The organism is Streptomyces sp. NPDC026301, from assembly GCF_055567935.1.
Genome location: NZ_JBVHPN010000005.1, coordinates 172,593 through 185,651, shown reverse-complemented (window position 1 = coordinate 185,651; position 13,059 = coordinate 172,593). Strand labels below are relative to the sequence as shown.

Below are 13,059 nucleotides of genomic sequence, written 5' to 3'. Positions count from 1 at the left end.
CCGGACGCCCGCCCCCGTGTGACGATCGGGAGCATGACGACCGCGCCGCCCCGTGCCGAGGGCCCCTACGCCCCGGCGCCCGACCCCGTGGAGCCGGCTCCGCGCCGCCTCTACCGCAGCGCCGACGGCCGGCTCCTGGGCGGCGTCGCCCGCGGCCTGGCCGGGCACCTGGGGCTGCCCGTCTCCTGGGTACGGATCGTCTTCCTCGCCCTCTTCGTGGCGCAGGGGATGGGCGCGCTCCTGTATGCCGCGTTCTGGTTCTTCGTTCCCCTGGGGGTCGGCGGCGTCGACGCCCAGCGGCACGCCGGGCGCATCCCGTACTCCCCGTACGCTCCCGCCGGCACCGCCCCCGAAGGCTGGCGCCGCCGCTTCCGCCGCCTCGACAAGGGCCAGATCTTCGCCCTGATCGCGCTGGTCGTCGGCGCGTCGGTGCTCGCCTCGCAGTTCCAGCTGGGCCGCGCCAACGCCTACTTCTGGCCGGCCCTGCTGATCGGCGCGGGCGTCGCCCTGGTCTGGCGGCAGGCCGACAACGCCCGCCGCGCCCAGTGGCTGGAGATCAGCCGCCGCAAGGGCGTGCTGCCCGTCGTACGCGGCGCGGCGGGCGTCCTCCTGGTCGGCATCGGCGTCACCGCCATCGTGGTCCTCCAGGGCTCGGTCCGGAACCTCGGCTCGGTACTGCAGGCCGCGCTCGCCGTCGTCGTCGGCATCGCGCTGCTGGCGGGCCCGTACCTGGTCCGCATGGGGCAGGACCTCTCCGAGGAGCGCCTGATGCGCATCCGCGCGCAGGAGCGGGCCGAGGTCGCGGCTCATGTCCACGATTCCGTACTGCACACCCTCACCCTCATCCAGCGCAGCGCCGACGACCCCCGGGAGGTGGCCCGCCTCGCCCGCGCGCAGGAGCGCGAGCTGCGGGCCTGGCTGTACAAGCCGGAGGGGCGCGGCAAGGAGGAGAACGAGGAGCCGGACCGCCTCGCGGACGCCGTGCGCAAGGCGGCGGCGGAGGTCGAGGATGCGCACGGCGTGCCGATCGAGGTCGTGGTCGTCGGCGACTGCGCGCTGGACGAGCGGCTGGGCGCCCAGTTGCAGGCCGCGCGCGAGGCGATGGTGAACGCGGCCAAGTACGGTGGCAGCGGCGGCGCGGTGCAGGTTTTCGCCGAGGTGGAGGGCCGGTCGGTGTTCGTGTCGGTACGCGACCGGGGGCCGGGCTTCGACCTGGACGCGGTGCCGGGTGACCGGATGGGTGTACGGGAGTCCATCATCGGGCGGATGCAGCGCAACGGCGGTACGGCGCGGCTGCGCTCGGCCCCGGACGGGGGGACGGAAGTGGAACTGGAAATGGAGAGGGCGGCCGCGGAATGAGTGCGACGGAAGCAGCACAGGGGAGCGGCGAGGGGGAGACCCGGCGCGCGCGGGTGGTCCTGGTCGACGACCACCGGATGTTCCGTACCGGCGTCCAGGCCGAGATCGGGCAGACGGACTCGACCGGTGTCGAGGTGGTCGGCGAGGCCGCGGACGTCGACCAGGCGGTCACGGTCATCACGGCCACGCGCCCCGAGGTGGTCCTGCTGGACGTGCACCTCCCCGGGGGCGGCGGCGTGGAGGTACTGCGCCGGTGCGCGCCTCTCATGGCCGACCCGGACCGCCCCGTCCGCTTCCTCGCGCTCTCCGTCTCGGACGCGGCCGAGGACGTCATCGGCGTCATCCGAGGCGGCGCGCGCGGCTATGTCACGAAGACGATCACCGGCACGGACCTCGTCGACGCGATCTTCCGCGTCAAGGACGGCGACGCGGTGTTCTCGCCCCGCCTGGCCGGTTTCGTCCTCGACGCGTTCGCCAACACGGACGCGCCGCCGGTCGACGAGGACCTGGACCGCCTCACGCAGCGCGAACGCGAGGTGCTGCGTTTGATCGCGCGCGGCTATGCGTACAAGGAGATCGCCAAGCAGCTCTTCATCTCCGTCAAGACGGTCGAGTCCCACGTCTCGGCGGTCCTCCGCAAGCTCCAGCTCTCCAACCGTCACGAGCTCACCCGCTGGGCAACGGCCCGCCGCCTGATCTGACTTCGTCAGAGGGCAGCCGGAGTTCGCACCACACGGTCTTGCCGATGCGGTACGGGCGGGGCTCGGTGCCCCACGCGTCCGCGAGTGCCTCGACGAGGGCGAGGCCGCGGCCCGACTCGTCGCCGAGCCCGGCGGCCCGTGGCACGGGCGCGGCGCGGCTCGCGTCCGCGACCTCGATCCGGAGCCGGTTGCCGCGCACGAGCGCGCGGGCCCGCAACTCCCGCCCGGGCGAGACGCGCGCGTGCCGGCAGGCGTTGGTCATCAGCTCGCTGAGCAACAGCACGGCGGTGACGGCGATTTCATCGGGAACCTTCCACGACCGCGCCTGTGCGGCGAGCAGTGTACGCGCCCTCCCGACACTCCGCGCGGTACGCGGCAAACGCCACTCGATGTCTTGAGGTGTTCCGTCGGTCATGCACAGAGCGTGACCGCTCGGTAATAGCCTGAGAAGTGACGGATCGGGTACGGCCGCGATGGTCACCTGAGGTACCCGACCGGTACCCGGAGGATGAACGCGATGACGGATGCGTGGCGGTACTGCGGTAACCAGATCAAGCTATGGCGCGGCCATGCAGGCGTCACGCGCGAGCAGTTGTGCGAGGCGTCCGATTACGCCTACGAGTCGGTCAAGTCCATGGAGCAGGGCCGACGGCGACCGACGGTCAAGCTTCTCCAGGCTGCGGACGAAATGTGTGAGGCACACGGGCTACTGCTGGCGGCGCGGGACTACCTGAAACCGGAGCCCTACCCCACCCGCTCGCACGAGTACATGGCGCTGGAAGCCGAGGCGATCGCGCTGCACTGGTACGAACCGCTGCTCATTCCGGGGCTGTTGCAGACGGAAGAGTACGCCCGCGCGCTCATCGGCGGGCACTGTCCACCACTGGACGACGAAACAGTTGACGAGCGTGTCGCGGCTCGGCTGCGCCGCCAGGAGGCGTTGACGCGGCGTCCGAATGTCGTCTACGCGTTCGTCGTGTACGAGGCTGCGCTTCGTACTGGGGTGGGCGGGCGGGAGGGCATGCGACGGCAGCTGGAATCCCTGCTCAAGCTGGGCGAACTGCGGAACGTCTCGATCCAGGTGCTTCCCGCCGGAAGGTGCGCAGGGTTGTCGCTGGCCGGGAACTTGGTACTTCTCGAAACGGCTGGCCACGAGCACTATGCCTTTGCCGAAGGCCAGCAGACGAGCGTGCTCCACGGCGACGCCGACAAGGTGAGTGTGCTCCGGCAGGTGCATGGCATGATCCGCACGGAAGCCCTCGGCATCGAGGAGTCGGCTGCGTTCATCAGGAAGGTGGCGGAAGAGCTATGAGTGACCGTCTCACGTGGTTCAAGTCCAGTTACAGCGACAGCGAGGGTTCTGCTTGCGTCGAGGTCGCCGAACACGCGGCACGCGTATACGTGCGGGACAGCAAGGAGCCGGACGGGCCCCGTCTGGCGATAGCCCCATCGGCCTGGGCGGCGTTTGTCGGGTACGCCGCCGTGGGCGGATAGTCACCGCGTCCCCCGTCTGCGGAGCACTGCCGTGGTCACTGGGGAGTGGAGCTCCCAGCCCATCGCCCGGTACAGGGACAGGCCGTCGTCCCGGGCCACCAGGAGCCCCTGCGTGGCCCCCCGCTGCGCGGCGCGCGCTGCCAGGGCCGTCATCACGACGCGGCCCAGGCCCTGGCGGCGGTGCGCCGGGTCCGTACGCACGCGGTCGAAGACCGCCACCGTGCCGGCCAGAGCGACGCGGCCGCCCGCGGCGACCTCGCCCGTCGCGCTGAAGGCGCGCGCGTCGACGAGGTCGCCCTGGGCGACCGTCTCGACGACGTATCCGCCGGGCAGCACGGCCGGATCCGGCGGCGGCGCGGGCGCGGCCCCCGGCACGAGCCCGTCCCGCAGCCCGTCGGGCACCTCGCCGCGCTTCCCGATGCGCACCGCGCGCCCCAGGGGGGCGGTCATCAGGTATTCCGGGGCCTGGAAGTCCCAGGACGCCGGCAGCGCGGGCTCGACGACCGAGCGGGGTGCGCAGACCTTCAGCCACAGGCCCGGCGTGATGAGCGCGGCGGACAGCCGGCGCAGCACGCCGGGGTCGGCCGCGGGCAGGACGTACCGCGCGACCTGGTCCGTGCGGCCGACGGCTATCCGGAAGCCGCCCGGTACCGCGACCGCGCCGTCCGTGCCGCGCGAACGTACCCAGCCGTCCACCCAAGCGCGTACGACCTCCGGCCGTGCCACAGGCACGCGGTGGTGCTCGGTCATTGTGTCCACGGACCCGATCGTATTGCGAGAGCTTCGCAATAGTGACGATGGAATTCGGCCTCCTTGCATAACGCTGCGGGGGCCACCCGAATCCTTGGAAAATCAGGCTACTTGAGAGAGGTCAAGGGCCGTGCGGGTACATATCGGTGATGGTGTTCGGCTCTACTTCGATGTGGAGGGAGCCCAACTGGTGACGGACGGCCCGGACATGGCCGAACGGCCGACGATCGTGCTGCTCCACGGGGGGCCGGGAGCGGATCACACCCTGTTCAAGCCGGAGTTTTCCGCCGCGGCCGGTTTCGCTCAGGTCATCTACCTGGATCAGCGCGGAAGTGGTCGTTCCGTGCGCAGTGGGCCGCTGCAGTGGACGTGGGAGCGGTGGGCGGACGACGCGATCGACTTCTGCGACGCGCTGGAGATCGAACGGCCCGTTCTCGTCGGTACGTCCAGCGGCGGCTGGGTCGCGCTGCTGGCGGCCATCCGGCACCCCGACCGGTTCGCGGGGCTGGTGCTGGACAGCGTGATGCCCGGCGACACGTACGAACGGCTGGAGATGTTCGAACGGCTGGGAGGGGCCGAGGCCCGGGACGTCGCGCTGCGCTACTGGGCGGGCGACACGGGCGACGAGATGACCGACGCGTGGGAGCGGATCTGCCTGCCGCTGTACTCGCAGCAGCCGGGCGGGGACCCGGCCGGCCCGGACCGGCTGCGCCGGGTGCGCTGGAACGACGATGTGCTGGACCACTTCCGGATGGTGCTGGCGCGGGAGTTCGACCCTTGGCGCGGGCTGGACCGGCTCGCGTGCCGGACGATGATATTGGCGGGGGAGCAGGACCCGGTGGCGACCGCGTCGGCGGCCCGCCGCTTCGCGCACCGGCTGAGTCATACGGACGTACGGCTGCACGTACTGGCCAAGGCGGGGCACGGCGTCTTCCGGGAGGCGCCGCGGCGGGCGATGGACCTGCTGCGGGACTTCGTGGTGAGCGGCCATGTACCGCGGCTGCATTGAATTCCGACCGTACGGTCGGAATTCCGTGGCGGAATTGATTGATGACTGGATCGTTTTTCGTTACTGGTGTGGCGCCAGTTATCCCGTGTTTCTCCTCGCGACAGCAAAGCACAGGGGAGCGGTACGGGGGCGGTACGGCGGCGGTCCGTAACAAGGGGGAGCGGGCCGCCGCCGTACCTCGGCGGGGGCGGCCGACGGCCGTCGGGGCGGATCCGACGGCGATGGGGAGCCGACCGCCTGGGTGAGGACGCTAAACCTGCCGGCGGGCATGAGGCGGGGCAATGCCGGTATTTGTCCATTCCGCTGCCATGGATTGCTCGCTTTCGGCCACGGGGTGACGGATACCGGCAGGTGCCGACCGGTGGCGGGCCGGTGGTGGGCCGGGGCAGCGACGGCAGCCCTGCCCGAGGGCCGGGCCGGGGGCGGGGCTACGATCGACCACTATGGACGTAGTGATCAATGTGTTCGTCGCGCTGCACATCATCGGCATCGCTTCGCTGCTCGGCGGCTTCCTCACGCAGATGAAGGCGATGGGCGCGGGCACCGCCCGCTTCGTGCCCGCGATGCTGCACGGCGCGATCACGATGCTGGTGACCGGCGTCATCCTGGTCGGCCTGAACCAGATGCAGGACTACTCGGTCAACAACATCAAGATCGGCGTCAAGCTCGCCGTCCTGATCGTGATCCTGGGCCTGGTCTACGTGAAGCGTGACGAGGAGAAGGTGGAGAAGCCGCTCTTCGGGCTCGTCGGCCTGCTCACGGTCGTCAACATCTTCATCGCGCTGCTCTGGACCTGAGCCGCCCCACCTTCGGCGCGACGAACCGCGCGACTGCCTCGTTCTCCGGGGCGGTCGCGCGGTTCGTCGTTTCCGGGCATGTGCCGCTCAGGCCGGCCGTACGCTCCCGTAGATCGGCATGTAGTAGATCGACTCCACGCGGACGCTCGCGCCCGGCTTCGGCGCGTGGATCATCTTGCCGTCGCCGATGTACATCCCGACGTGGCTGATGTCGTCGTAGAAGAACACCAGGTCACCGGGGTGAAGGTCCTTCGTCGCGACCCGCGTGCCGGTCTTCACCTGGTCCCAGGTCGTCCGCGGCAGCGAGACGCCCGCCGCCTTCCACGCCGCCTGGGTCAGCCCTGAGCAGTCGTACGACGTGGGGCCGGTCGCGCCCCACACGTACGGCTTGCCCAGCTGCGCGCGGGCGAAGGTGAGCGCCTTCTCCGCCTTGGTTGCGTACGCACCATCGGGCACCCCGGAGCCCGACCCCGTACCGGACCCGGTATCACCCCCGGAGCCGGTCCCGGACCCGCCGTCCGTACCGCCCGATCCGTCGTCCTGGTGCTCCCGCTGCTCGCGCTCGGCCTGCTCCCGCGCCAGCCGCTCGGCCTTGCGCTGCGCCTCGGCCTTCTTCTTGCGGTCCAGCTCCGCCAGCCGCGCCTTCTCCTGCGCGGTCAGCCGGGACAGCAGCTGCCGGGCCTCGGTCAGCTTGTCCTGGACGTCCCGCTTGGACGTCTTCAGTGACTCCTGGGACTTCTGCAGCTCCTCCAGGCTCCGGGTCGCCTGCGCCCGCTTGCGCGCGGCCTGCGCCTGCTGGTCCTGGTAGTCGGCGACCGCCTCCTGCTGGCGGCCGGTGAGCCGCTCCATCAGGTGGTTGCGGTCCACGAACTGCTGCGGGTCCCGGGCCAGCATCAGCTGGGCGGTCGGGCTCAGCCCGCCGGAGCGGTACTGCGCGGAGGCGAAGGTGCCCAGCTCGCGCCGGGCCTCGTTCATCTTCTCGGTCCGCTGGGCCGCGGCCTCGCGCAGCCCGTCCACCTTCTCGCGCTGCGTGCCGGCGCGCTCCTTGGCGGCGTTGTACTTCTGGGTGGCGACCTCGGCCTGCCGGTACAGGCCGTCGACCTTCTTCTTGACCTCTTCTATGGAGGGCTTGGGGTTTCTGGGTGCCGCGTCCGCGCTCTGGGTGAGCAGCGTGACGGAGGCGAGCGCCGCGGTGGTGAGCCCGGCCGCCGTACGGCGGTGCGCGGGCACGGCGAGGATGCGGGTGCGCGGCTTGCGATGAGACGCCAAGGCCGGCGACTCCTTCCGTGGACCGCCTACCGGGTTAGCTGTCGGGTTCGGGCGCGTGCCGCATCGCTGCGGCCGTACTACGGAAGGTGCCCTACGGCCGTACGGATCGCTCCGTGCCGGCCGATTCACCCCGGTCGTGCGTGTGGGTCCCCGGCTCCGGCCCGCCCTGGGTGCGGCGGTACGGACTCGGCGGGGCGGCCCGTGCCGGCGCTTTCGCCGGGCGGTGGGGCGGGCTGCCCGGTCGGCACGGTAGCCAACTCGTGTGACTTCTGTGAAGGCTGATGTTCGATATGCCCGAAACCTTTTCGTGATCTCGTCGTGTCCGGGTCGATGCCGGACCGGTTCCGACCACGCACTGTCCGGTGCCGTTCTCTGCCCGTGACCGCCCGCCTCGTGCCGTATTCTCCGCACCCCCGTAATCCCCGGAATTTCGCGGCCGGGGCCGGGTTGTCGGTGGGGCGGCCTAGACTCGGTGGGCGATGAGCAGCCTCTTTGACGACAGCTTCCTGGCGGACCTCGATTCCAAGGACGAGGAGCCGCCGCCTCCCGAGGACGAGGACCGTCCGGCAGCGGAGGAGGTGCCGCACGACCTCTTCGGCGGCCGCTTCGACGCGCCCGTGCAGCGGGACGCGTACTACCGCGACGGCGCCGCCCGCCCCGCAGTGGACCCGGCCGCGCTGCTGGAGGGGCTGAACGACGAGCAGAAGGCCGCCGTCGTGCACACGGGCGCGCCGCTGCTCATCGTCGCGGGCGCCGGCTCCGGCAAGACCCGCGTCCTCACGCACCGCATCGCGCATCTGCTCGGCGCGCGCGGCGTCCACCCCGGCCAGGTCCTCGCGATCACGTTCACGAACAAGGCCGCGGGCGAGATGAAGGAGCGCGTGGAGGAGCTGGTCGGCCCGCGCGCCAACGCCATGTGGGTGTCCACCTTCCACAGCGCCTGCGTGCGCATCCTGCGCCGCGAGTCCAAGAAGCTGGGCTTCACGTCGTCGTTCTCGATCTACGACGCCGCCGACTCCAAGCGCCTGATGGCCCTGGTCTGCCGCGACCTGGACCTCGACCCCAAGCGCTTCCCGCCCAAGTCCTTCAGCGCCAAGGTCTCCAATCTCAAGAACGAGCTCATCGATCACGAGGACTTCGCCGGGACGGCCGCCGACGGCTTCGAGAAGACCCTCGCCGAGGCGTATGCGATGTACCAGGCGCGGCTGCGCGAGGCCAACGCCCTGGACTTCGACGACATCATCATGACGACGGTGAATCTGCTGCAGGCGTTCCCGGACGTCGCGGACCACTACCGCCGCCGCTTCCGGCACGTGCTGGTCGACGAGTACCAGGACACGAACCACGCCCAGTACACCCTCGTGCGCGAGCTGGTAGGCCCCGGGACGCCCGAGGTGCCCGCCGCCGAGCTGTGCGTCGTGGGCGACGCCGACCAGTCGATCTACGCCTTCCGCGGCGCCACGATCAGGAACATCCTCCAGTTCGAGGAGGACTACCCGAACGCGACCACGATCCTGCTGGAGCAGAACTACCGCTCCACGCAGACGATCCTCTCGGCCGCCAACGCCGTCATCGAGCGCAACGAGAACCGCCGCCCGAAGAACCTCTGGACGGACGCCGGCACGGGCCCGAAGATCACCGGCTATGTCGCCGACACCGAGCACGACGAGGCGCAGTTCGTCGCCGACGAGATCGACCGGCTGACGGACGCGGGCGAGACCAGGGCCGGCGACGTCGCGATCTTCTATCGTACGAACGCCCAGTCCCGTGTCTTCGAGGAAGTCTTCATCCGGGTCGGGCTGCCGTACAAGGTCGTCGGCGGCGTGCGCTTCTACGAGCGCAAGGAGGTCCGGGACGTCCTCGCGTACCTGCGCGTGCTGTCCAACCCCGAGGACACCGTCCCGCTCCGCCGCATCCTGAACGTGCCGAAGCGTGGCATCGGCGACCGCGCCGAAGCGATGATCGACGCCCTCTCGGCCCGCGAGAAGATCACCTTCCCGCAGGCGCTGCGCCGCGTCGACGAGGCGTACGGCATGGCCGCGCGCTCTGCGAACGCCGTCAAGCGCTTCAACACGCTCATGGAGGAGCTGCGGACCATCGTCGAGTCCGGCGCAGGGCCCGCGACCGTCCTGGAGGCCGTCCTGGAGCGCACGGGCTATCTGGCCGAGCTCCAGACGTCCACGGACCCGCAGGACGAGACCCGCATCGAGAACCTCCAGGAGCTGGCCGCGGTCGCCCTCGAATTCGAGCAGGACCGCGACGAGGCCAACCCTGGCACCCTCTCCGACTTCCTGGAGCAGGTCGCCCTGGTCGCCGACTCCGACCAGATCCCCGACGAGGACGAGGAGGGCACGGGCGTCATCACGCTCATGACCCTGCACACCGCGAAGGGTCTGGAGTTCCCGACCGTCTTCCTGACCGGCATGGAGGACGGCGTCTTCCCGCACATGCGCGCGCTCGGCCAGACCAAGGAGCTGGAGGAGGAGCGGCGGCTGGCGTACGTCGGCATCACGCGCGCCCAGGAGCGCCTGTACCTCACCCGCTCCACGATGCGCAGCGCCTGGGGCCAGCCCCAGTACAACCCGCAGTCCCGCTTCCTGGAGGAGATCCCGGACGAGTACGTCGAGTGGAAGCGGACCGGGCCCGCGACGCCCTCCGCCTCCATGGGCGGGCTGTCCTCCGGCTCCTCCGGCCTGTCCGGCGGCTTCGGGGCCTCGTCCTCGGTGTCCTCCTCGCGGAGCAAGGCGGGCCCGAGCGGCTTCGCGACCCGGCGGGCGAAGGACCGCCCGGTGGTCGCGCTGACGATCGGCGACCGCGTCACGCACGACAGCTTCGGGCTGGGCACGGTCGTCGGGGTCAAGGGCAGCGGCGACAACGCCGAGGCCACGATCGACTTCGGCGGCGAGAAGCCGAAGCGGCTGCTGCTGCGGTATGCGCCGGTGGAGAAGCTGTAACCGGTGGGGAAGCTGTAGTCGTACGCCGACGGCCCGGAACCCTCAGCAGGGTTCCGGGCCGTCGGCGTACTCGCGGCTCAGTTCGGGTTGATGCCCTTGGAGCGCAGCCAGGGCAGCGGGTCTATCGCGTCGCCGCCGTTGGGGTGCACCTCGAAGTGCAGGTGCGGGCCGGTGGAGTTGCCGGAGTTGCCGGAGTACGCGATGACGTCGCCGGCCTTGACCGTGCCCGAGCGGATCTTCGCGCTGCTCAGGTGGCAGTACCAGGTCTCGGTGCCGTCCGGCGCGGTGATCTCCACCATGTTGCCGTAGGCGGGGTTCCACTTGGTGACGACGGTGCCGTCGGTCGCGGCCATCACGGGCGTGCCGTAACTGACCGGGAAGTCGATGCCGGAGTGCAGCGACATCCAGTTGACGCCGGCCTGCCCGAAGAGCGCGCTCAGCCCGTGCTGCTTGACCGGCAGCGCGAACTTCGGCCGCAGTGCCTCCTTGCGCGCCGCCTCCTCCGCCCGCTTCTTCTTCTCGGCGGCCTCGCGGGCCTGCAGGTCGAGACGTTCCTGCGTACGACTGGCACGGTCGGCGAAGTCGTTCGCGTCCGCGCTCAGGCTGGAGAGCTGGGAGTCCAGCTTGTTGTTCGCGGCCGACGGCTTCACCGCCGAGGCGTCCGAAGCGGCCTGTACGGCGGTGTCCTCGTCCTTGTCGGTCGCACCGGAGACGGAGGCGGCGGCCACGGCGCACACGCCCATGGCGGCCACGGACGGCACGGCGACGGTGAGCAGCGCGGACTTCTTCGGCGTACGCCGCCGGCCCCGGCCGCCGCCACTCCCGTGCCCGTCCCGCCGGGCGGCCCGACGGCCACCGGGAGCGGCTGCGGGAGCGCCTTCGGGCGCGGCTTCGGGGGAGAGGGTGGGGGTGGGGATGATCGCGGTGACGGCGGAGTGGAGATCGCCGTCGGCGGCGTCGGTCCCGGCGCCCGCCTCGGCCAGGTCGTCGGCGGAGAAGACGGCGGTGGACTCGGCAGCGGCTTCGTAGTGGCCGGTGTCGAACTGACCGGTGTCGAATTGACCGGTGTCGTACTGACCGGTGTCGTACTGGCCGCTGTCGAAGGAGCCGGTCCCGAACTGCGTCGCTTCGAACTGACCTGTCTGGAACTGACCCGTCTCGAATTGGCCCGTCTCGAACTGCGCGCCCTGGTAGGCGGTGTCGTACGCGCCGGTCTCGTACGTCCCGGTGTCGTACGCACCGCTCACGTCGTACGTTCCGGTGTCGTACGTGCCCACGGTGTTGTACGTCCCCGTGGTGTCGTACGTGCCGGTGGTGTCGTGCGAAGGGTAGGCATACGGGTCGTGCGCACCGCTCACGTCATACGTACCGGTGTTATACGTGCCAGTGGTGTCATACGTGCCGGTGTCGTACGTCCCGCCGCCGTAGGTCACCGTGCCATAGGCACCGGTGTCGTACGCGGTCGCTCCGTAGGCGTCGTACGCACCGCTCACGTCGTACGTTCCGGTGTCATACGTACCGGTGTCGTAGGTACCGGCGGCGTACGCGCCGGTGTCGTACGTGCCGGTGGTGTACCCGTCGTACGTGGCGTAACCGAGCTGGGCGTCCTGCTGCCCGTGCGGCTCGTAACCGGGCTGGGACCCGTACGAGGCGTCAGGAGCGGAGCCGGTCGGGTCTGGGTTCCCCGACGGGTGACGGTCGTTCACCACCAACTTCTCTTTCGCCTCGGCAGCAGGAGAATTAGCGGCGACTGTACCCGGCGGTATGCGACGGCGACAATCTTCCGTAGGTTTCGGGCCCTTCCAGACCGGGCATTTGGCCGTCTTTCGGAGGACGCCCGGCATGTTCTTGGCGCCACGTTCGATGAATGTTCGAGATCGATTGGCGTAGCCGTCGTGCTCGGTCAGGCGACGGACGCCTGGTCGGACGCGGCCTCGTCCGCCACGTCGCCGGGATTCTCCGACTGCGCCGGATTCGTCGGATCAGCCGAGGCCAGCGCCTCGCGGATGCCGGCCGCGACCGTGCCGTTGACCGGAAAGGCCAGATGTCCGACACCGGAGACATGGATGTTCCGGCTCCGCAGATCGGCATGATTGATCTGTGCCGTCTCGGTCGGAACCATCATCTGATCGAGATCGCTCCAGAAACAGACGAAAGACGTCCGGCAATTCGGCGCGGGCCGGGCCAACTCCTTGATCACGTCGGAATCCGGCCGCATCTGCCGCACGAGCGGATGCGCGGGCAGCAGCGAGGCGAGCCGGGTGCCGCCGTGCGGGGTGCCGAGCGTGACCAGCGTCCGGATCCGCGCGTCCCCTCCCAGCCGCTGCACGTAGTACCGCGCGATCAGCCCGCCGAGGCTGTGCCCCACCAGGTCGATGCGCCGGTGCCCGGTGCGTTCGCAGACGTCTTCCACGTGCCGGCCGAGCAGCTCGGCGGCCTTGCGTATGTCGCAGGTGAGAGGGGAGTAGTTGAGCGCCTCGAGGTGGCACCAGCCGTGCCGGCGCAGCGAGCGGCGCAGCAGTACGAAGACGGAACGGTTGTCGATGAAGCCGTGCAGCAGGAGCACCGGCGGATGCGACCGGCCCTCGGTCGGCAGCATGGCGGGCGCGGGCAGCGTCTCCGCCTCGGTGTCCGCCGTGGCCTGCGACCACGCATTCGATCTTGTGCCGCTCGCCCCGGCGTGCGCCCCTGCTTTCGGCTCAGCCTTCACGCCGGCATTGGCCGTG

12 protein-coding genes and 1 riboswitch are annotated in these 13,059 nt (G+C 70.3%); of the genes, 7 read left to right on the top strand and 5 right to left on the bottom strand.

Annotated elements, in window-relative coordinates; genetic code table 11:
* Positions 1-33: 33 nt before the first annotated feature.
* Positions 34-1,359 (top strand): PspC domain-containing protein, encoded by a 1,326-nt coding sequence (locus ACZ4MH_RS10540; RefSeq protein WP_351599536.1) that lies wholly within the window; start codon positions 34-36, stop codon positions 1,357-1,359.
* Positions 1,356-2,060, top strand: coding sequence for a response regulator transcription factor (locus ACZ4MH_RS10535; RefSeq protein WP_351599535.1), 705 nt, complete (start codon positions 1,356-1,358; stop codon positions 2,058-2,060). Before ACZ4MH_RS10540 ends, ACZ4MH_RS10535 begins: the two co-directional genes overlap by 4 nt.
* Here the strand turns inward: ACZ4MH_RS10535 and ACZ4MH_RS10530 are convergent.
* Positions 2,026-2,475 carry an ATP-binding protein gene (locus ACZ4MH_RS10530; RefSeq protein WP_351599534.1) on the bottom strand — a complete coding sequence of 150 codons (450 nt, stop codon included), beginning with the start codon at positions 2,473-2,475 and terminating at the stop codon, positions 2,026-2,028. The two genes, ACZ4MH_RS10535 and ACZ4MH_RS10530, sit on opposite strands and share 35 nt — an antisense overlap.
* A gap of 102 nt (positions 2,476-2,577) precedes the next feature.
* Here ACZ4MH_RS10530 and ACZ4MH_RS10525 point away from each other — a divergent pair, with 102 nt between their 5' ends.
* Entirely contained in the window at positions 2,578-3,372 is a 795-nt protein-coding gene (locus ACZ4MH_RS10525; RefSeq protein WP_351599533.1) for a helix-turn-helix domain-containing protein, read from the top strand.
* A complete protein-coding gene (locus tag ACZ4MH_RS10520; RefSeq protein ID WP_351599532.1) occupies positions 3,369-3,554 on the top strand; it encodes a DUF397 domain-containing protein in 186 nt (61 codons plus the stop codon). Before ACZ4MH_RS10525 ends, ACZ4MH_RS10520 begins: the two co-directional genes overlap by 4 nt.
* Here ACZ4MH_RS10520 and ACZ4MH_RS10515 read toward each other — a convergent pair whose 3' ends face one another.
* Entirely contained in the window at positions 3,555-4,304 is a 750-nt protein-coding gene (locus ACZ4MH_RS10515) for a GNAT family N-acetyltransferase (RefSeq protein ID WP_351599541.1), read from the bottom strand.
* 190 nt (positions 4,305-4,494) lie between these two features.
* On the opposite strand from ACZ4MH_RS10515, the gene ACZ4MH_RS10510 reads away from it, so the two are divergent.
* Positions 4,495-5,313, top strand: a complete 819-nt coding sequence (locus tag ACZ4MH_RS10510) for an alpha/beta fold hydrolase (RefSeq protein ID WP_351599531.1) — start codon at positions 4,495-4,497, stop codon at positions 5,311-5,313.
* A gap of 443 nt (positions 5,314-5,756) precedes the next feature.
* Positions 5,757-6,110 (top strand): hypothetical protein, encoded by a 354-nt coding sequence (locus ACZ4MH_RS10505; protein ID WP_030254273.1) that lies wholly within the window; start codon positions 5,757-5,759, stop codon positions 6,108-6,110.
* A gap of 87 nt (positions 6,111-6,197) precedes the next feature.
* On the opposite strand, the gene ACZ4MH_RS10500 is transcribed toward ACZ4MH_RS10505, so the two are convergent.
* A complete protein-coding gene (locus ACZ4MH_RS10500; RefSeq protein ID WP_351599530.1) occupies positions 6,198-7,379 on the bottom strand; it encodes a C40 family peptidase in 1,182 nt (393 codons plus the stop codon).
* Between the two features lie 8 nt (positions 7,380-7,387).
* Positions 7,388-7,567, bottom strand: a riboswitch (cyclic di-AMP (ydaO/yuaA leader).
* 291 nt (positions 7,568-7,858) lie between these two features.
* Here ACZ4MH_RS10500 and pcrA point away from each other — a divergent pair.
* Positions 7,859-10,333, top strand: a complete 2,475-nt coding sequence (gene pcrA, locus ACZ4MH_RS10495; protein WP_351599529.1) for a DNA helicase PcrA — start codon at positions 7,859-7,861, stop codon at positions 10,331-10,333.
* Positions 10,334-10,410: 77 nt separating this feature from the next.
* Here pcrA and ACZ4MH_RS10490 read toward each other — a convergent pair whose 3' ends face one another.
* Positions 10,411-12,039, bottom strand: a complete 1,629-nt coding sequence (locus ACZ4MH_RS10490; protein ID WP_351599540.1) for a M23 family metallopeptidase — start codon at positions 12,037-12,039, stop codon at positions 10,411-10,413.
* 197 nt (positions 12,040-12,236) lie between these two features.
* Entirely contained in the window at positions 12,237-13,043 is an 807-nt protein-coding gene (locus ACZ4MH_RS10485; protein ID WP_351599539.1) for an alpha/beta hydrolase, read from the bottom strand.
* Between the last annotated feature and the right edge of the window lie 16 nt (positions 13,044-13,059).